Origin of the sequence: Bradyrhizobium jicamae (assembly GCF_018130215.1) — a bacterium.
GTDB lineage: Bacteria > Pseudomonadota > Alphaproteobacteria > Rhizobiales > Xanthobacteraceae > Bradyrhizobium > Bradyrhizobium jicamae_A.
The window spans coordinates 1-20,036 of the sequence record NZ_JAFCKQ010000051.1 but is presented as its reverse complement, the minus strand read 5'-3'; the positions used below and the strand labels follow the sequence as shown (position 1 = coordinate 20,036).

The 20,036-nt window shown below is 65.6% G+C and carries 16 protein-coding genes; 11 read left to right on the top strand and 5 right to left on the bottom strand.

Annotation, left to right across the window (positions count from 1 at the left end; translation table 11 throughout):
• Positions 1-77 precede the first annotated feature (77 nt).
• The 3 genes from JQ586_RS33780 (at position 78) to JQ586_RS33770 (ending at position 6,140) form a co-directional block, all read left to right on the top strand.
• Positions 78-1,496 carry an MFS transporter gene (locus JQ586_RS33780; protein WP_212398962.1) on the top strand — a complete coding sequence of 473 codons (1,419 nt, stop codon included), beginning with the start codon at positions 78-80 and terminating at the stop codon, positions 1,494-1,496.
• A gap of 84 nt (positions 1,497-1,580) precedes the next feature.
• The gene (locus JQ586_RS33775; protein WP_212398961.1) at positions 1,581-3,587 is read left to right on the top strand and encodes a S9 family peptidase; all 2,007 of its coding nucleotides are present in this window, start codon (positions 1,581-1,583) and stop codon (positions 3,585-3,587) included.
• A 150-nt stretch (positions 3,588-3,737) separates the two neighbouring features.
• On the top strand, positions 3,738-6,140 hold the full coding sequence (locus JQ586_RS33770) for an EAL domain-containing protein (protein WP_212398960.1): 2,403 nt from the start codon (positions 3,738-3,740) through the stop codon (positions 6,138-6,140).
• A gap of 10 nt (positions 6,141-6,150) precedes the next feature.
• Here JQ586_RS33770 and JQ586_RS33765 read toward each other — a convergent pair whose 3' ends face one another.
• Positions 6,151-6,585, bottom strand: coding sequence for a hypothetical protein (locus tag JQ586_RS33765; RefSeq protein WP_212398959.1), 435 nt, complete (start codon positions 6,583-6,585; stop codon positions 6,151-6,153).
• Between the two features lie 70 nt (positions 6,586-6,655).
• On the opposite strand from JQ586_RS33765, the gene JQ586_RS33760 reads away from it, so the two are divergent.
• Both JQ586_RS33760 and JQ586_RS33755 read left to right on the top strand, forming a co-directional pair.
• Positions 6,656-7,282, top strand: coding sequence for a hypothetical protein (locus tag JQ586_RS33760; RefSeq protein ID WP_249148518.1), 627 nt, complete (start codon positions 6,656-6,658; stop codon positions 7,280-7,282).
• 68 nt (positions 7,283-7,350) lie between these two features.
• On the top strand, positions 7,351-7,965 hold the full coding sequence (locus JQ586_RS33755; protein ID WP_212398958.1) for a YdcF family protein: 615 nt from the start codon (positions 7,351-7,353) through the stop codon (positions 7,963-7,965).
• A gap of 90 nt (positions 7,966-8,055) precedes the next feature.
• Here the strand turns inward: JQ586_RS33755 and JQ586_RS33750 are convergent, their stop codons facing one another.
• Positions 8,056-9,399, bottom strand: coding sequence for a PLP-dependent aminotransferase family protein (locus JQ586_RS33750; RefSeq protein ID WP_212398957.1), 1,344 nt, complete (start codon positions 9,397-9,399; stop codon positions 8,056-8,058).
• Between the two features lie 174 nt (positions 9,400-9,573).
• On the opposite strand from JQ586_RS33750, the gene JQ586_RS33745 reads away from it, so the two are divergent.
• Positions 9,574-9,819 (top strand): DUF1127 domain-containing protein, encoded by a 246-nt coding sequence (locus JQ586_RS33745; protein WP_249148517.1) that lies wholly within the window; start codon positions 9,574-9,576, stop codon positions 9,817-9,819.
• Positions 9,820-9,901: 82 nt separating this feature from the next.
• On the opposite strand, the gene JQ586_RS33740 is transcribed toward JQ586_RS33745, so the two are convergent.
• Together JQ586_RS33740 and JQ586_RS33735 are read right to left on the bottom strand one after the other, a co-directional pair.
• Positions 9,902-10,327, bottom strand: a complete 426-nt coding sequence (locus JQ586_RS33740) for a universal stress protein (protein WP_212398956.1) — start codon at positions 10,325-10,327, stop codon at positions 9,902-9,904.
• Positions 10,328-10,537: 210 nt separating this feature from the next.
• Positions 10,538-11,071, bottom strand: coding sequence for a histidine phosphatase family protein (locus tag JQ586_RS33735; protein ID WP_212398955.1), 534 nt, complete (start codon positions 11,069-11,071; stop codon positions 10,538-10,540).
• 94 nt (positions 11,072-11,165) lie between these two features.
• Here JQ586_RS33735 and JQ586_RS33730 point away from each other — a divergent pair, with 94 nt between their 5' ends.
• From JQ586_RS33730 to JQ586_RS33710, 5 genes are all read left to right on the top strand, one after another.
• Complete coding sequence (locus JQ586_RS33730) at positions 11,166-12,653, top strand: FAD-binding oxidoreductase (RefSeq protein ID WP_212398954.1); 1,488 nt, start codon at positions 11,166-11,168, stop codon at positions 12,651-12,653.
• 59 nt (positions 12,654-12,712) lie between these two features.
• Positions 12,713-13,213, top strand: coding sequence for a peptide-methionine (R)-S-oxide reductase MsrB (msrB, locus tag JQ586_RS33725; protein WP_212398953.1), 501 nt, complete (start codon positions 12,713-12,715; stop codon positions 13,211-13,213).
• A 182-nt stretch (positions 13,214-13,395) separates the two neighbouring features.
• Positions 13,396-15,204, top strand: a complete 1,809-nt coding sequence (locus tag JQ586_RS33720) for a flagellar hook-basal body complex protein (protein ID WP_212398952.1) — start codon at positions 13,396-13,398, stop codon at positions 15,202-15,204.
• Positions 15,205-15,248: 44 nt separating this feature from the next.
• Positions 15,249-17,129, top strand: coding sequence for a flagellar hook-associated protein FlgK (gene flgK, locus JQ586_RS33715; RefSeq protein WP_212398951.1), 1,881 nt, complete (start codon positions 15,249-15,251; stop codon positions 17,127-17,129).
• Positions 17,130-17,136: 7 nt separating this feature from the next.
• Positions 17,137-19,017, top strand: coding sequence for a flagellar protein (locus JQ586_RS33710; RefSeq protein WP_212398950.1), 1,881 nt, complete (start codon positions 17,137-17,139; stop codon positions 19,015-19,017).
• A 54-nt stretch (positions 19,018-19,071) separates the two neighbouring features.
• Here the strand turns inward: JQ586_RS33710 and flbT are convergent, their stop codons facing one another.
• On the bottom strand, positions 19,072-19,503 hold the full coding sequence (flbT, locus tag JQ586_RS33705) for a flagellar biosynthesis repressor FlbT (RefSeq protein ID WP_212398949.1): 432 nt from the start codon (positions 19,501-19,503) through the stop codon (positions 19,072-19,074).
• Positions 19,504-20,036 lie beyond the last annotated feature (533 nt).

Genomic DNA, 20,036 nt, shown 5'->3' with positions numbered 1-20,036 from the left:
AGTTCGACCTGAAACGAAGTGTCAGAGCGAAATGCGCGCCTATCTCTCGCATTGGATTGGCACACGGAGTGGAACCCATGCGACAGGCATCGACGAACATCCTGCCGGCGCTCGATCAACGGGCGGCTGCCCGCCCCGAACGGACCGGATTGGCCACGACCCTGACCCTCGCCGCGATGAGCCTCGGCTACGGCGTCGTGCAACTCGACGTCACCATCGTCAACACCGCGCTCAATGCGATCGGTACCTCGCTTGGTGGCGGCATTGCCGAACTGCAATGGGTGGTCAGCGCCTACACCGTCGCCTTTGCCGCCTTCATCCTGACCGCGGGCGCGCTCGGCGACCGCATCGGTGCCAAGCGCATCTTCATGTCCGGCTTTGCGATCTTCACCGCGGCCTCGGTTGCTTGCGCGCTCGCGCCCGATGCCGTGACGCTGATCGCGGCGCGCTGTGTGCAAGGTCTTGCGGCGGCGATCCTGGTGCCGAATTCGCTCGCGCTGCTCCGTCATGCCTATGTCGACGAGAAGGCGCGGGGGCGTGCCGTCGGCATCTGGGCTGCGGGCGCCAGTCTGGCCCTGACCGCAGGCCCGTTCGTCGGCGGCGGGCTGATCACGCTGGTCGGATGGCGCGCGATCTTCCTGGTCAATCTGCCGATCGGCCTCGCCGGCCTCTGGCTGGCCTGGCGCTTCGCCGACGAGACCCCGCGCAGCGCGCAGCGGGAGGTCGATCTGCCCGGCCAGGTCACGGCGATCGCAGCCCTTGGTACGCTCGCGGGCGCGCTGATCGAGGGCGGCGCGCTCGGCTGGGGCCATCCGTTCGTGATCGCGGGCTTCGTCGGGTCGGCCGTCTTCGCGGTGCTGTTCGTCTGGCGCGAGGCACGCGCACCGCAGCCGATGCTGCCGCTGTCGCTGTTCGGGCAGCGCATGTTCGCGCTGACTTCGCTGGTCGGCCTTCTCGTCAATGTCGCCTTCTACGGGCTGATCTTCGTGGTCAGTCTCTACTTCCAGCAGGTCAACGGCCTTTCGGCGTTCGAGACCGGCCTCGCCTTCGTGCCGATGCTGGGCGCCGTCCTGCCGGTCAACCTGATCGCGCCGCGTGTCGCCGAACGGTTCGGGGCGCCCGCGACCATCGCGCTCGGCACCGCAATCGCGGCCGCCGGGTGTCTGGCGATGCTCGGCGTCGACCGCGACACCGGATACCCAGCGATCTGCCTGCAACTGATCGCAATGAGCGCAGGGCTCGGCCTCCTGGTGCCGCCGCTGACGTCGACGCTGCTCGGCAGCGTCGAGCCACGGCGCGCCGGCATTGCGGCCGGCGTGCTGAACGCGACACGGCAGACCGGCAGCGTGCTCGGCGTCGCGCTGTTCGGGTCGCTGGTCGGCCAGTCCTCGGCCTTCATCGCCGGCCTTCACGCAGCGCTTGGCATCTCGGCGGGCGTGCTGATCGCCGCGGCCACGATGATCTGGATCGGCGGCCGATCACATGCCCGGCAGTGACGTGAGCCGTCGATTGCGGAAGGGCTGACGCACATCTATTGTCCCGCCGCCGGCGACTGTTGTCGCCGGCGGAGGGCTGATCAGATGCATGCGCCGATCGACCGTCGCCTGTTGCTGTCCCGCGCCGCCAGGCTCGGCCTGTGCCTGCCTTTCATCAACCTGGGCGATGCAGCAGCCGGTGCGCAGGCGCCCGATCTGGTTGCGCGCCGGGTTTTCTTCGACAATCCCGACTACCTCAATGTTCGTCTCAGCCCGGATGGCACGCATTTGTCCTACATCGCGCCGGTCGACGGGGTGAACAATCTGTGGGTCGCGCCGATTGCCGATCTCACCGCGGCGCGACCGGTGACCCGAGCCACCGATCGCAATATCAGTACGTACCATCGATGGGGCTACACCAACCGCTATCTGGTGTTCTTCCGCGATCACGACGGCGACGAGAACTGGCGCGCCGCCAGCGTCGACATCGTGAGCGGGGCGATTGTGCCGCTGACGCCGGAGGAGGGCGTCTCGTCGTCCGTGCAGGAGGCCGACCGCAAGTTTCCCGAGGAGATGCTGCTGCGGCACAACCAGCGCGACAAGCGCTACTTCGATCTGTTCCGCGTCAATATCGTGACGGGCAAGAGCGAACTCGTCTACGAGAACAGCCAGTATATCGGCTTCGTCACCGACAGCGCCTTTCAGTTGCGGCTGGCTGCGCGCATCGCGGCGGACGGCACCACCGAGGTGTTCGAGCGCAAGGACGGTGATTGGGTGGCATTCGCGACGGTGCCGATTGCCGACAGCGATACGACCGACCTTCTGGATTTCAGCGCCGACGGCAAGACCCTTTACCTGATCGATTCACGTGGCCGCGACAAGGCGGCCTTCTTCGCCCTCGACATGGCGACGCACGAGACCACGCTGCTCGCGGCGGACGATGACGCCGACATCTCGCGCGCGATCTTCGACGAGAACCGGCGGCCGCTGGCCGCGATGGCCATGACCGACCGGGCGCGCTGGCACGCGGTCGATCCATCCGTGACGCGGGATCTCGCCGATCTCACCCGCCATGGCGGCGGCGACATCACCTTCGTCAGCAACAGCGACGATCTCCGCTTCGGAACCATCTACTACGAACGCGATACCGAAAGCGGCGAATACGCGCTGCTCGACCGCCAGACGCGTGACGTGCACAAGCTGTTCATCCAGCGCAAATCACTGGGCGGCGTCGCGCTGCATAAGCTGGAGCCGGTCGCGATCCCGTCGCGCGACGGTCTGCGCCTGAACGGTTATCTGACCCGTCCGGTGGAGGCCGAAGCGGGACGCGTGCCGCTGGTGCTCGTGATCCATGGTGGGCCGTATATGCGCGACAACTGGGGGTTCATGTCGGTGCACCAGTGGCTCGCCAGTCGCGGCTATGCGGTGCTCAGCGTCAATTACCGCGGCTCGACCGGCTTCGGGAAGGCCTTCGTGACCGCCGCCGACCACGAATGGGGCGGCAAGATGCACGACGATTTGATCGATGCGGTCGATTGGGCGGTCGCGCAAGGCATCGCCGATCCCAAGCGCGTCGGCTTCTTCGGCGGCAGCTACGGCGGCTATTCAGCGCTGATGGCTGCGACCAAGACGCCCGAGGTGTTCGCCTGTATCGTTGACCTGTTCGGTATCTCGAACCTCGTCACCTTCATGGCGTCGATCCCGCCCTATTGGGGGCCGTGGATCAGTATCTGGAAGAACCGGCTCGGCGACCCCGGCACCGAAGCCGGCCGCGCCTTCCTGGTCGACCGGTCGCCGCTGACGCATATCGAGCGCGCGACGAAGCCGATCCTGATCGCGCAAGGCATGCGGGATGTCAGGGTGGTTGCTGCCGAGTCCGAGCAGATGGTCGCGGCGCTGAAGTCACGCAATGTGCCCGTGACCTACATCACCTTTATCGACGAAGGGCACGGCTTTGTCCGGCCCGAAAACCGGCTCGCCTGCTACGGCGTGACCGAGGCTTTTCTTGCCAAGCATCTCGGCGGCCGTTGCCAGCCGATCGGCAATGATTTCGCCGGTTCCTCGCTGAAGATCGAGGTCGGAGGCGAACTGGTGCCGGGGTTGCGCGGATGAGTTGTATGATGTGTGCCGAAGCCGCCGTTCTTTTCGGCAATCCTGCGGTGCGTTCAACGCTTCTTCACCATGCGGGCAGGCCCGGCATGCCCCGGTTACCGTTGGTACACGATTAGGCTCGCTTTTATAGGTCCATAACGGGGACCTATAATGTATCGCGTTCTGACCTGTCTCACTTTTGAACATGACTGGCGGCTGGTCGTCCTTGGCGGGGTGATCTGCACGCTGGCGAGCGCGGTCACGATCAGCCTGTTTCATCGCGCGCGTGCCGCGAAGGGACGCTCCAGGGATATCTGGATCGCCCTCGACGCCGGCGTCGGCGGCTGCGGCATCTGGGCTACCCATTTCATCGCCATGCTGGCCTACGACCCGGGCATTGGCGCCGGCTACAGCATTCCCATCACCGTGCTGTCGCTGCTCATTGCGGTGGCGATCCTGGCCGTTGGCCTTGCGGTTGCCTGCCTCGACGAGCGCTGGTCGACCGTTGCAGCCGGTGGAGCGATCGTCGGCATCGGTGTCGCGGCCATGCACTACACCGGCATGTCCGGACTTGAATTGCCCGCGCGGATCATCTGGTCGCCAGGCATTGTCGCGACCTCGGTCGTGTTCGGCAGCGTATTCGGCGCTGCCGCGCTTGTCGTCGCCGTCGGCGGCGACAGCATCGGCCGCGCGCTGGCCGCAGCCGGCCTGATGACGCTCGCAATCGTCTCGCATCATTTCACCGGCATGGGTGCGATCACGCTGGTGCCCGATCCGACAGTTGTCTTCGACACCCTGACGATCTCGCCGCTGGTGCTGTCGTTCATGACGGCCGTCGCGGCCTTCGCGATCCTCAGTGTTGCGCTGATCGCGACGATCCTGGATCGCCGCGCCAAGAGCGAGATCCACAAGCAGAAGATGGTACTGGACACCGCGCTGGAGAATATGTCGCAGGGGCTGTGCATGTTCGATGCCGACGGGCGCATCGTGCTGTTCAACGAGCGCTACGGCGAGATGATGGGCCGCAGCCGCATGCCGTTGCATGGGCGCCTCCTGATCGATGTGCTGCAGGATCTGCGTTCGATCGGCGAGTGGGAGGGCGATCCCGACGAGTTCTGCACCGGCCTGATCGCGGAAGCGAAGGCGGGCAACGCTGCGACGCGGATCGTCAATCGCCACGGCCGCTCGATCCGTGTCGTCGACCAGCCGATGAAGGGCGGGGGATGGGTCGCGACCTTCGAGGACATCACCGAGTGGCAGCAGGCCCAGGACCAGATCTCGCACATGGCGCGGCACGACGCGCTGACCAACCTGCCGAACCGGACGCTGTTTCGTGAGCAGCTCGAAAAGGCGCTGCGGCTTGCCAGGCGCGCCGACCAGCTCGCCGTGCTCTGCCTCGACCTCGACCACTTCAAGGAGATCAACGACACGCTGGGACATCCGATCGGTGATGCGCTGCTCCGCGAGGTCGCGCGCAGGCTCGGCGAATGCGTGACCGAGCACGATACCGTGGCGCGGCTCGGCGGCGACGAATTCGCCATCGTCCAGTTCTGCAGCAATTGCGAGCCGTCGGTCGTATCTGCGCTCGCCAGCCAGGTGGTCGAGCGGGTCGCGGCTCCCTACGAGATCGGCGGCCATCAGCTGGTGATCGGCGTCAGCATCGGCATCTCGCTCGCGCCCGAGGACGGCAAGGGTCCCGACGAACTGTTGCAAAAGGCCGATCTCGCATTGTATCGGGCCAAGGCCGACGGCCGCGGCACCTATCGTTTCTTCGAGACCGGCATGGATGCGCGCGCGCAGGCGCGGCGCGTGCTGGAGCGCGACCTGCGGCTGGCGCTGCAGCGGGACGAGTTCGAGGTCTACTACCAGCCGATCCGCGATCTCGAGGGCGACCGGATCGTGGCATTCGAGGCGCTGGCGCGCTGGAACCACTCGCTGCGCGGCCTGATCGCGCCGAACAATTTCATTCCAGTGGCCGAGGAAACCGGGCTCATCGTGCCCCTTGGCGAGATTGTGCTGCGCAAGGCCTGCGCGGATGCCGCAGGCTGGCCCGACGACGTCGCGGTTGCCGTCAATCTGTCCCCGGTGCAGTTCAAGAATCCAAATCTGGTGACGTCGGTGAAGGCGGCGCTGCAGGCATCCGCATTGTCGTCCGACCGCCTCGAGCTCGAGATCACCGAATCGGTGCTGCTGCAGAACAGCGAGGCCACGCTCGCCGTGCTGCACGAGCTGCGCGGCTTCGGCGTCCGCATCTCGCTCGATGACTTCGGCACCGGCTATTCGTCGCTGAGCTATCTGCGCAGCTTCCCGTTCGACAAGATCAAGATCGACCGCTCGTTCGTCACGGATCTTGCGACCCGCGATGAATCGATGGCGATCGTGCGTGCGGTCACCGGTCTCGGCAAGAGCCTCGGCATCGTGACCACGGCGGAGGGCGTGGAGACCGACGCGCAGTTCGATCTGCTGCGGCAGGAGGGTTGCACCCAGGCTCAGGGCTATCTGTTCAGCCCGCCGCGGCCGGCCGCCGACGTCGCCAAGATGCTGCGCCCGGCCCCCGAACGGTCGGTGGCCTGATCGAACGGCCTCAGGCCTTGCGCAGGGCGAAATAGGCGCCGCAAAACGCCATCACCGCGCCGAGGCAGAGTGCGGCGAGGCCTGCGAGCACGCCCGAGATGGTCGGGATCGGACTCGGCGCCGATGCCGCCTGGCCGGCACCGGCGAGGATCAGCACGCCGACCACGATCAGGAACTGACGCATCCGCTGCGGGATCTGGCCAGCCACCGCGCTGTGCATCAGATTGGCCGTGAAGTAGCCGCCCGAGAATCCAACCGTCGCGATCAGCCACCACGCGATCGCAGCACCTGCGGGCATGAATTCATGCGTGTCCGAACGCCACAGGCCGCCCAGATCAAGCCCGTAACGCGCGCCGAGCATGTGCACGGCGAGCGCGAGCAGCACTCCTGTGATCATCGCGCCGCCGAGAATGAGGTGACGCGGAAAATAGGTCGTCTCGGGCATGCTTCGCTTGTAGGATAAGCCCGACCTGCCGCGCAACCTTGCACGCGCATTTCTATGGTGGACCTGCGGATTGCCGACAGATTTGCAGCAGCGGCCAGAGGAGGGCGGGGGCCCGGTCGTCAGCTATGCCTACAAGGCCTCCCTGATCGGTTCCGCGCATGCGTTCGAGTTGACCGATGCCGGGCTGTCGTGGCGCATCGCCGGCCAGTCGGGGGTGTGGAGCTACACCGAGATCTCCGCCGTGAAACTGTCCTATCGGCCGGTGTCGATGCAGCAGCAGCGATTTCGCGCCGACGTCGACAACGTCAAGGGCGGCCGTATCGCGATCCTGTCGACCACCTGGCAGACCGCGACGCTGATGGCCCCGCAAGGGCAGCTCTATCGCGACTTCATCGTCGAACTGCATCGCCGGATGCGCGCAGCCGGCAGTAACGCGGTGCTGACAGCGGGGCTTGGGCCGAAGACCTACACTGCCGCACTGGCGCTGCTTGCGGTGCTGGCCGTCTCGATGGCCGGGCTGTTGCTGCGTGCGCTCCTGACCGCCGAATGGACGGGGGCGCTGTTCCTGGTCGGCTTCGCCGCGCTGTTCGCCTGGCAGGTCGGCGGCTTCGTCACGCGCAACCGGCCGCGGCGCTACAGCTTCGATGGTCTGCCCGATGCGCTGCTGCCGAGGGCGGGGCGCAATCAAGCGCAATGAAATGTGACTTCGTGCTTGCGCCACCGCGCGGCATCGTCCGCGCGAGGCCGTGGCCGGGGAGCAGGGGCGTGGAGGATCGAAGTCTGCGGATACCGTCGGACGAGGAGATCGGCGCGATCAATGCGCGGCACCTGGTCGAGACGCCGCTTCGGCCCGCCGATCTGTTGTTCGTGTTCGGCACCCGCGTGGATGTCGCCGAGCGGGTCGAGGCGGCGGTCCGCCTCTGGCGCGCCGGGCTCGCCCGGTGGGCAATCGTGAGCGGCGGCGTGACGGCGGGCGATCACCGCACCGAATGTGCCGTCATCAAGGCGGCGATGGTCGCGCATGGTTTGCCTGCTGAACGAATCCTCGAGGAGCACCGCGCGCAGAACACCGGCGAGAACGTGATCTTTTCGCTGCCGGTGATCGACGCCGCACTCGGCCTCGCCAGGATCAGGAGCGTGATCTGCCTCGGCAATACCTGGACGGCACGGCGCTATCCGATGACCTTGCAGCGGCACTGGCCGGAGGTCGAGAAGATGCTGGTGATGGTCGACAGTTTCGCGACGCCGCGTGCGCTCTGGCACACCGATCCGGAGTTTCGCCGCCGCATCCTGAGCGAATGGGACAAGATCGAACCCTACAAGGCGAAGGGCTTTATCGCCGAATGGCCTGTTGACCAGAGCAATTTCGGTTCCGATTGAATCAGAACCGAAGCTCCGGATTCCTGTTTTGACGCTTTTTCTTCACGCGAACCGGTATCCACGTCGCTCAAAAACGCGCTCTGAGGCTTGTCACTCGGTCGAGTCGAAATCCTCTTCGGTCGCGCTCAACATGCCCGCCAGCGTCCGCAAGCCGAGTTCGAGCTGCTCCATCGGCGGTGCCGCGAGCGCGAGCCGTACAGCATTGGGCGCGTGCCCGGGCGTGACGGCGAAGGTCGTCGACGGCGTCAGCGCGATGTCGCGTCGGGCTGCGGCCGCGACCAGGGTCTGGGAGCGCCAGTGCTGCGGCAGGGTCAGCCACAGATGGTAGGATTTGGCGTTGGTCTGAATCTCGAAATCGGCCAGATGCCTTGCCGCCAGCTGCTGGCGGCGGCCGGCATCGATCCGCTTCAGCCGTGACAATTCGGCGGCCGTGCCGTCGGCCATCAGCCGCTGCCCCGCGGCGAAGGCGTAGCCCGACGCCGTCCAGCCGCCCGAGCGCACCGCGGCCATGATGTTCTCACGCAGCCGCGGCGGTGCGACGAGGAAGCCGAGCGCGAGTCCCGGCGCGACCTTCTTCGACAGGCTGTCGAGCACGATGCAGCTGTCGGGCGCGAGTGCGGCCAGCGGCACCTCGTCGTCGAGGAAGCCGTAGACGCCATCCTCGATGATGACGAGGCCGAGCTTCTCCACCACACGCAGCAGTTCGGCGCGGCGCTCGGCCGGCATGGTGATGCTGAGCGGATTCTGGATCGTTGGCTGGATGTAGAGCGCGGACAGATGCGCCTCGCGGTGCGCCTTCTGCACCGCGTCGGGCCGCACGCCGTGCTCATCCATCGCGAGCGGTACGAGCGAGATGCCGAGCCGTGCGGCAATGCCCTTCACGAACGGATAGGTCAGCGCCTCGACGCCGCAGCGTCCGCCCGGCGGCACGACGGCTGCGAATGCGGCGGCGATGCATTGCCGTCCGTTGGCGGTGAACACGATCTGGTCGGGATTCGGTGCCCAGCTCCTGCGCGCCAGGAATTCAGCCGAAATGGTGCGTGCCGCCCGCGTGCCGACGCTGGTGCCCGGCCGCAGGGCGCCCTCGAGCACCTCTGGCCGTTCCAGCCCTTCCAGGCTCTTGGCGATCATCGTCGCCTGATGCGGCAGCAGCGGATAATTGAATTCGAGGTCGATGCGGGCGCCGCGGGGTTCGCTCGAGGCGGCGACGCCGCGGCGTGCCTCGCCGGACACGAAGGTGCCGCGTCCGACTTCGCCGACCACCAGCCCGCGCCGCAGCAGCTCGGTATAGACCCGGCTCGCGGTCGAGACGGCGATCTTGCGGTCATATGCGAAATGGCGCTGCGGCGGCAGCCGGTCGCCGGCCTTCAGCGCCCCGCTCGCGATCTCGGCGGCGACGGTATCGGCAAGCTTCAGATACTCGAATTTCGACATTATTGCACCGAGAGCAATGTTTTACTTGCTCCGAGCAATGTACCGGACCATTTAAGAGAGGACAAGCCCGCGATTGTACCGAGGACAGCGCAAGCGATCCGAGGTCTCAAGATCGGATCCTGAAAAGAGCATCTGTATCAACGGCATCGTGTTGCCGCGTGGGCCCGGAAGGAGATGACAATGACCACCTTGTATTCAGCCATGTCGCTGCCCGTGCGGCCCAGCCTGTGGAGCGGATTGCTCCGATTGCTCCGATCATGGGCCGATGCACTCGCCACCTATTGGATGCGCCGCGATGCGATCAAGACCCTGCGCCAGCTCGACGACCGGGCCCTGCACGATATCGGGATTTCGCGCTGCCAAATCGAGAGCGCCGTCGCGGGTGACGTCGATGGTCTGGAGCTGGTGCGTTTGCGCTGACCCGGTCAGCAGTGGTGCGGCCTCGACTTGTCTCGACGCGTCTTCTTCACGCGAACCGGTATCCACTTCGCATGAAAGCGGTTCAGTGCCGCACCACCAGCACCGAGCACTTGGCGTAGCGCACGACGTGCCCGGCGTTCGAGCCGAGGAAATAGGTCCGCATCGCGGGGCGGTGCGAGGTCATCACGATCAAGTCGGCCTTCATCGCGGCGGCCTCTTCGAGGATCTCGTGATAGATGCCGCCCTGGCGAACGACGCCTGAAATACGTCCCGGCTCGATGCCGGATTCGCGGGCGACGATCGCAAGTGCCTCTTCCGACGTTTCGCGCTGCTGGCTGTCGAAATCCGCCGGCACGTATTCGGCAAGCATGACCGGCGTCATCGGCAGCACGTTGAGCAGGCGGACCGAGCCGCTCCAGGTCTGCGACAGCGTCGCAGCGGTTGCGATCGCAGGCTTCGCCAGATCGGTGTCGGCGAGGTCGATCGGCACGAGAATCGATTTGTACATCGGCGCCCTCCTGTCCGCGATTGGTCCGGAGCCGCTTCGTCCCGGTTGCGGGGGCGCGTGCCTTCTCGTTGTTGAAGTCTTCTCTTGCCGTCTTATGTCGTTACATCGGTCTCGCGTCGCTTCCTGACCCGCTCCGGCGCGAACGGTCCCCTGTCGCGCGGGCGCAACATAGCACGGCCGAGCTGCGCTGTCCGCCCGCTGTCGGTCGCGTCACGCTTGCTTCAACAGCTTCGGGCTGACGAACTGGACCAGCTTGCCGCGGCGAAATGACACCTCATTCCAGTCATCGGTCGCGAAGTCGATGATCGCCAGCCCCGAGGTCGGCAGGTTGTGGCTCAGCGCTTTCTTCGCGGCCTCGTCGCCGCTGCCGGCCAAGGCCAGTGCGAGCTCGTGCATCCCCGGATTATGGCCGACCAGCATCAGCCGCTTCGGATCGATGGCCGACGCCATCCGGATCGTGATCAGCAACTGCGCTGGATCGGCACCATAGAGTTCCGGCAGGAATTCGACCTTCGGCCGCGGCCTGACGTCCTTCATCGCCTCGTGCGCGATCTCCCAGGTCTGCGCTGCACGAACCGCCGGCGACACCAGGACCAGGTCGGGCAGGGGCTTGTGGCGGGCGATCCAGCCGCCGATCTCGGCCGCGTCGCGGTGGCCGCGCTCGTCGAGGCGGCGGTCCTGGTCCTGCCCGGACGGCGCGTCAGTTTCGGTCTTGGCGTGACGCAGCAGCAGCAAACGGCGCATGGACTTCCATCTCGATTCGTTCAACCGGAATTAATTCTACAGGCTCATGTCCGGGACAAGGTGACAAGCGCCGCGGCGGTTCGTAAGAAACGCCATGGACGAGACTTCCACAAGTGCGGCAGACGGCCCCGATGCGGCGACCTCGCCGTTCCGTGCGCGTCTGGCATTCGACCTCGACGTCGACATCTGCGTGGTCGGGGCGGGCCTGGCCGGCCTGACGGTGGCGCGCGAGGCGGCGCGGCTCGGCGCGAGCGTTGCCGTGCTCGAGGGCCGCCAGGTCGGCTGGAACGCCTCCGGCCACCATCTCGGTACCGTGATGCCGGGTTTCGGCCTCCCGGTCGCGGACCTGATCGAGCGCGTTGGCCTCGAGGGCGCTCGCGAGCTCTGGGCACTGTCGAAGCAGGGTGCCGAATATGTTCGCGCCACGGCGACAGAGGAACTGATCCCTGGCATCGGCATGAGCGAAGGCGTCCTTGAGGTCTCCAATGTCGATGCCGGCGAGACCCTGATCAGGCGACTGCACACCCTGGCCGGGGATTTCGCGACCGAGGTCGAAGGCTGGCAGGTCGACCGGGTGCGCAGCGCGCTCCGGACCGGCCGTTACTTCCACGGCATCCATTATCCGAAGGCCTTCCAGCTCGACGGGCGCAAATATGTCCATGGCCTCGCGGCATTGGCGACGCGGATGGGCGCCCGGATCTTCGAGGAGACGCCCGTCGTCAACATCGACTTCTCGGGAATCCGCAAGCGCATCGTCACGCCGTCGGCGCGGCTGCGCGCCACGCATATCGTGCTGGCGGGCAACATCCATCTCGGCGCGCCGCTGAAGCGGCTGTCGGATACGCTGCTGCCGGTCTGGCGCTATGCGGCGCTGACCGAGCCGCTCGGCGCAGCGCTGGCGGATGTGATCGCATTCCGCGGCTCGGTGACCGACAGCGACGGCATCGACCATTTCCGAATTGTCGACGGCGACCGCCTGCTCTGGGCCAGCCCTGAGACCACCTGGGACGCGCGGCCGAAGCGATTCGGCGCCGCGGTGCAGCGCCGGATTGCCACGGTGTTTCCGCAGCTCGGCAAGGTGCCGATCGCTGAAATCTTCGGCGGCGCGCTCGGCGTCACCGTGCACGGCATGCCGCAGATCGGGCAACTCCGCAAAGGGCTGTGGGTCGCAAGCGGCTTTGGCCGGCAGGGGCTCAACACCTCGGCGATGGCCGGACAGTTGATCGCGCGCAGCATCCTGTGGGGCGACGATCGCTGGCGGCTGTTTTCGCCGTTCGAGCTGGTCTGGGCGGGCGGAACCACCGGCCGTATCGCCGGCCATTTCATCGGCCTTTGGGCGCGGGGCGCCTCGTCCGCAGCAGGCGCGCTGGCCCGCTATCGGGAGGGGGTGCGCGCCAAGGAGCGGGTCCGCGAGGCGCGGCTGGCGGCGGCCAATCTGAAGGCGGGAACCCGGGGGCCGCCGCGGCGCCGCCCACCGCCGGGGGCCGTGCGACCGGCTCCGCCAGCTCCGGTGCGGGAGGCAGCCGAGCCGCGTCCGGCTTCCTCGCAGGAAAGTGAGCACATCTCCGGCGGACCGATGTAACGTCTGGCGCGGGCGCCCGTATTTTATGGCGAACAATGGGCCCAACCCGGAGAATTATGATGATCGATCGCCGCATCCTGCTCGCGTCCGCTGCCGGCCTGCTGGGGCTGGCCGCGTTCCGCTGGCTCCGCGCCTCGCCGGCGCAAGCCGCCGAGAAATTCGAGATCGAGAAGACCGACGCCGAGTGGCGCGCGCAGCTGACGCCGGAGCAATATGAGATCCTGCGCAAGCAGGGCACCGAGCGGCCGGGATCGAGTCCGCTGCTCAAGGAGCATCGCAAGGGCATCTTCGCCTGCGCGGGCTGCGACCTGCCGCTGTTCTCGTCCGAGACCAAGTATGAGAGCGGCACCGGCTGGCCAAGCTTCTATCAGCCGCTGGAGAACGCGGTCGGCAAGACGGAAGACCGCACCTTCGGCATGTTGCGCACCGAGATTCATTGCCGGCGCTGTGGCGGCCATCTCGGCCACGTCTTCGACGACGGCCCGAAGCCGACCGGATTGCGCTACTGCATGGACGGCTTCGCGCTGGTGTTTCATCCGGCCGCTCCATCGGCCACCTGACAACTCTTCCCGGCAATTGTTGCCCGCCCGGCAAAAGTGCCCCGGCCTAACGGCCGGGGCTTTTTTTTCAAGCGCATGATTTTGTTACGTTTCGTTTCCTGGCACGGCAATTGCGACATGCTCCGCCGATGCGGCAGATTTTTCGGGTGGGCGCCGCCAAAAATCGAATTGGAGATTTTGTCATGGGTATCTTCGGCGCTCTTACGACCTCCGTCGGCGGCTTGCGCGCAGAGTCGTATGCGCTCGAAAATATCTCGGGCAACATCGCCAACTCGCAGACCACCGCGTTCAAGCGCATCGACACCTCCTTCATGGATCTCGTGCCGCAAACCGCGCTGACGGCACAGGTGGCAGGCGGCGTCACGGCGCAGTCCCGCTCCACCAACTCGGTGCAGGGCGACGTGCAGTCCGCGTCGGTCGCGACCTTCATGGCGATCAACGGCAACGGCTTCTTTTCGGTGCAGAAGCCCGCCAGTTTCAGCGACGGCTCGCCGGTGTTCGACGGCGTCGACCGCTACACCCGCCGCGGCGACTTTCAGCTCAACAAGGACGGCTATCTGGTCAACGGCGCCGGCTACTATCTGGAAGGCGTACCCATCGACCCGACCACCGGCAATCCGGCGGGCTCTTCGCCGCAAACGCTCCGCTTCAAGAACGACTTCCTGCCCGCGCAGCCGACCACCAAGGTCGACTACCGCGTCAACCTCGCGTCCTATCCGCTGACCACCAAGCACGACACCTCGGTTCCCGGTTCGGAATTGCTGCAGCCGGGTTCGTTCAGCGCCGGTCACAATCCGCTGGTGCTGGGCACGCCGGCCGCGCCCTACACCGATTCGTCGACGACGGGCAGCGCGCAGAGCAACAAGGCCTCGCCATCGGCGCCGAACACCGGCAACACCGCGCTGTCGGGTGCCGCGGGCACCGACTCGATCAGCGCCAGCTTCGCCGCAGGCGACACCATCACCGTCAACGGCACGGTTCTCACCTTCGTGGCCTCCGGCGCGACCGGCAACCAGCTCAACATCACCGACAACATCTCGACCCTGCTGAGCAAGATCGATTCGATCACCGGCACCGGCGTGGCCTCCACCATCTCGGGCGGCTCGATCACCCTGCATTCGGGCACCTCGGCCGATCTCTCGATCACGACCTCGAACTCGACCGCCTTCGCGGCACTCGGCTTTGCCGGCGGCACGGCCACCGCGGTCCGCGGCGGCGGCGGTACGGTCGGCACCGGTCAGGTCGTCGGCAACGACAACTCGACCTTCCTCAACGAGAGCCTCGCAGGCGGCTCGGTCACGGCCTACGACGTGTCGGGTGCACCGGTGAACCTGCAGCTACGCTGGGCCAAGACCGACAGTGCTTCGCTCGGGGCCGGACATGCCGATACCTGGAACATGTTCTACCAGGTCAATCCCAATGCGACCGGCACCGATGTCGCCTGGCAGAACGCCAACGTCAACTTCACGTTCTCGGCGAGCGGCCAGATGTCGCCGGCGGTCAGCTCGGTGACACTCAACAACGCGGTGGTCAACGGCGTGTCGCTCGGCAACCCCGTGATCAATTTCGGCAGCGGCGGCGTGACCCAGTTTGCCGATGTCAACGGCAACGTCCAGGTCAACCAGATCCAGCAGGACGGTTTCCCGGCCGGCCAATTGCAGTCGGTCAGCGTGTCCACAAACGGGCGCATCGTCGGCACCTACACCAACGGACGCAATGTCGACCTCGCCGAGATCTCGGTCGCGACGTTCAATGGCACCAATTTCCTGAAGCGCATCGACGGCGGCGCGTTCGAGGCGACCGACGAGTCCGGTGCGGCGCTGTTCGGCAACGGCGGCACCATCGTCGGGTCCTCCCTGGAATCCTCGAATACCGACATCGCCGACGAGTTCACCAAGCTGATCGTCACGCAGCAGGCCTATTCCGCGAACACCAAGGTGATCACGACCACCAACTCGATGGTGCAGGATCTCCTGAACGTCATGCGCTGATCCGAAAAGCGCACCCGGCATGAAGTAGAGGCGAGTAGCAAGTCATGGGTTTGAGCCAAGCCCTTACCACCGCAATGTCCGGCCTGCGAGCCACGCAGGCCTCGCTCTCGCTCGTGTCGTCGAACGTTGCCAACGCGGAAACGCCCGGCTACGTCAGGAAGACGGTGAACCAGGTCGCGGGCACGACCGGAGACTACGGATCGAGCGTCCTCCTCAACGGCGTCAACCGGCAGCTCGACCAGTATCTGCAGAGCCAGCTCCGCACCGAGACGTCGGGAGCGTCCTACGCCGACGTCCGCTCGACCTATCTCGCCAATCTGCAGAGCGTCTACGGCAATCCCGACTCGACGGGGACGATCGAGGACGCCTACAACAAGCTCCTGACGGCGATTCAGGGCCTCTCGACCAGCCCGGACTCCCAGTCGGCGCGCATCGGCGTCGTCAACGCCGCGCAGTCGATGGCGCAGCAGCTCAATGCGACCTCCCAAGGCATCCAGAGCCTGCGCGCCAACGCCGAGGCCGGCATCAGCGATTCGGTCAACACCGCCAACAATGCGCTGACGCAGATCGCGACCATCAACAAGCAGCTGCAGTCCGGCGGCCAGACCGACGCGTCGACCGCGGCCTTGCTCGACCAGCGCGACCAGTACATCACGCAGCTCTCGCAGTTGATGGACATCCGCACCGTCACCAATGACCAGAACCAGGTGACGGTGTTCACCAATTCCGGCGTGCAGCTGGTCGGCACCGAGGCGGCGCAGCTGAGCTTCAATGCGCAGGGCACCATGACGCCCAACACGCTGTACAACTCCGATCCGACCAAGAGCAATGTCGGCACCATCACCGTCACGTTCCCGCACGGCGGCAGCTATGATCTGGTGTCGACCAATTCGATCCGCTCCGGCAAGATCGCCGCGTATCTCGAGCTGCGCGACAATACCCTGGTCAAGGCGCAGACCCAGATCGACCAGTTCGCCGCATCGATGTCGAGTGCGTTGTCGGACAAGACCACTGCGGGGACCGCGGCACCTGCCTCGCTGGCGCCGCAATCCGGCTTCGACCTCGATCTCTCGGGACTGCAGAGCGGCAACGTCGTCCATGTCAGCTACAAGGACAACACGACCGGCGTCACCCACAATCTGTCGCTCGTCCGCGTCGACGATCCGAGCGTGCTGCCGCTGAGCAACAGCGCAACAACAGATCCGAACGATGAAGTGGTCGGGATCGATTTCTCCGGCGGCATGAGCTCGGTACTGACGCAGCTCAACGGCGCACTCGGCTCGGCCGCGGGACTGCAATTCTCCAACCCGTCCGGATCGACGCTGCGTGTGCTCGATGACGGCACCGGCCGTTCCTCGGTGACATCGGGGTCCGTGACGTCGACCGTATCCTCGCTCACGTCGGGCGATCCGCAGCTGCCGCTCTTCACCGACAATGGCGGGCTCTATACCGGCGCAATCACCGCCAACGGGTCGCAGATGACCGGCCTTGCCGCGCGGATCAGCGTCAACACCGCGCTGGTCGGAGATCCCTCGCGCACCGTCGTGTTCTCCACCAATCCACTCACCGCGGCCGGCGATACCACGCGCGCCAACATGATGCTGTCGCAACTGTCGGCGGGGTCCTACAGCTATTCGCCGCAGACCGGCCTCGGCACCACCAGCGCCCCGTTCACGGGCACGCTGTTGAATTTCGCGCGGCAGTTCATCAGCCAGCAGGGCGAGGCGGCCACCGCCGCCAAGCAGCTGTCCGACGGACAGGACGTCGTGCTCAACACGCTGCAGAGCAAGATGAGCGCGACCTCGGGCGTCAATATCGACGACGAGATGGCGCATCTGCTTCAGCTGCAGAATGCCTATTCCGCCAACGCGAGGGTGATGTCGTCCATCAAGCAGATGTACGACACGCTGATGCAGGTGATGTGAGGGTTGCATGTCGATCGACGGCGTTAGCGCGCGGACGTCCTATATAGGTTCCGCGATCATGAACCTGCGGAGTCAGCTCGATGACCTGACAACGCAGCTCGCGAGCGGAAAGGTGTCGACGACCTATGCAGGGCAGGGGCTGGATCGTGGATTTGCGCTCAGCCTGCGCGGCCAGATCAGCAGCATCAACGCGTTCTCCGACACCGCGACCAACGTCAACACGCGCCTCAGCGTGATGAACCTGGCTTTGCAGGGATTGTCCGACGTCGGCGCCCAGGTGAAGAACGCCTCGACAACGGCGACGCTGACGCTCAACAACAGCGGCCAGACCTCGGGCCAGATCACGGCGCAGGCCGCGTTCGCCAATGCGGTTTCGATGCTGAACAGCCAGTCGGGAGACCGCTATCTGTTCTCCGGCCGCGCCACCGATACAACGGCCACGGTTCCCGCCGACACCATGCTCAACGGCACCGCGACGCAGGCCGGTCTTACCCAGCTCATCAATGAGCGCAAGCAGGCCGATCAGGGCGTCAACAATATGGGCCATCTGACGGTCTCGTCACCCGCAGCGACGACCACGGTGACCAGCATCGCCCAGGACGGATCGGCCTTCGGTCTGAAGCTGCTGTCGGTGCAGTCGTCGCTATCAGGCGCCACCGTGACGCAGCCGACCGGCACGCCGGCCGCGGCCTCGGTCGACCTCGGCGCCGTCAATCCGAACAATGGCGACACGATCAAGTTCAACTTCACGCTGCCCGACGGCACGACCGAAGCGATCCAGCTCACGGCGACCACCACGAACCCACCGCCGGCAGGCTCGTTCCTGATCGGCGCCGACACCACGGCCACGACCGCGAACCTGCAGGCGGCGCTGAAATCCTCGATCCAGACCTTGAGCGACACCTCGCTGGTCGCAGCATCGGCGATCGCTGCCTCCAACAACTTCTTCAACCCCGTGGCGACGATCTCCGGCTCGGCGGTCAACAGCCAGGCCGCTCCGGCGGCGCCGATCACCGGTGCGACGCAGCTGTCTGGTGCGGCGGGAACCGATTCGCTGTCGACGAGCTTCGCGGCCGGTGACACCATCACGGTGAACGGCACGCCGATCACCTTCGTGGCCTCGGGCGCGACAGGCAACCAGCTCAACGTCACCGACAGCGTCCAGGCGCTGATGTCGAAGATCGACCAGATCACCGGGACCGGCAATGCGTCGACCATCAGCAATGGTGCGATCACGCTGCACGGCGCCGATGGTGCGAGCCTGTCGATCTCGAGCTCCAATCCGGCGGCGCTCGCCTCGGTCGGCATCACCAACAACACGACCGCGACGCCGGCGCCGCTGCGCGTCGGCGGCCCGCCATTCAACACCGCAACCAACCTCGTGGCCGGAACGTCCGCGAACACCGTGATCTGGTACACCGGCGAGAATGGCACCGATCCGGCGCGCGGCACCGCAGTCGCGCAGGTTGATCAGTCGATCTCGGTGCAATATGGCGCGCGCGCCAACGAGCAGGCTTTCCGCTATCTGCTGCAGAACGTCGCGGTCTATGCGGCGGTCACGACCAACGCCAGCAACCCGAATGCGAATGCGCAGGCGACGGCACTGGCGCAGCGGATTTCAGCGAACCTTGCGCCGCAGACCGGCCAGCAGCAGATCCAGGATGTGCAGGCCGAGCTCGCCGGAGCCCAGACGTCGATCAAGTCGGCGACGGACCGCCAGACCCAGCTCAAGGGGATGGCGCAGAACATGCTCGATTCCATCGAGGGCGTAAACCAGGACGAGGTCGCGACCAAGATCCTGGCGCTGCAGACGAGCCTGCAGGCCTCCTACCAGACCACGTCGATGCTCTACCAGACGACGTTGCTGAAATACCTGCCGATCAGTTGAGCCAAACAAAAGGCCTCCCTGCGGAGGCCTTCTTGCCGCCATGGCGGTGGAACGTCAGGCGCTCTTCCGGGGCTCGTCCTGGGCCGCGGCCTGCAGGCTGCGTGCGGTCTCGAGCACCTTCTCCTCGTGCGCGATCAGCTTCTTCGATTCCTTCAAGGCGTGATAGACATCGCCATTGAGAATGCAGTTGTTGATGCCTTCGATGAACGGCCAGGCGCTCGGCATCGCGGTGAGGATATCGCGCACCAGGCTGAAATAGGTCGGGTGGTGCGCCATCGGATCCGGCGACAGATACATCAGTTGCACGGCCAGATAGACCAGCTTCGCCGGCGTGTCGGCGCTCTCCGGCGTCAGGATGTCCTTTTCGCGCAGGATGGGGATGCGGTCGCCGTCGATCAGGAGCCGGGCACGCTGATCCGTGTTGGTGATCACGCAATTGCCGACGATGATGCGCTCGTTCGGTTTGAGCTCGACCTTCAGGGCCATGACCATTCTCCTTTGGCGGCAGTCGCGCGAGACGTCGTCGCAGCAAATCGAAATCGATGCCGGCTCTGCTTACAGCCGCCGTTGCCGGGACGGGCCGATGCGGCTGCGATCCTTTCCCATGATGGTTAACGATTGGTAAATGGGCCTGCGTACCGGGCGGGTACCGCGAATGTACAAGGGTTTCAGCAATTTCTCCGGCAAGCCCCACCAAGCCAGAGAAGATCCTTTCTCCTGCATTTGAATCAAAGGCCGTCGCGCGGCTTCGTCTTTTCTTCGAGCGTTGTTCGTGATGATCGGCCACCCGCCCGATCAGAAAGGATTGGAGCGGCTTTCTCCTCAGTTTCACACCAGAAGGGTATGAAAATGTCCGATCTCGTCCTCTCCGCTTCCGTTCGTCAGAACCTGCTCTCCCTCCAGTCGACCGCCGATCTGCTCGCCACGACGCAGAACCGCCTCGCCACCGGCAAGAAGGTCAATAGCGCGCTCGACAACCCGACCAACTTCTTCACGGCCCAGTCGCTCGACAACCGCGC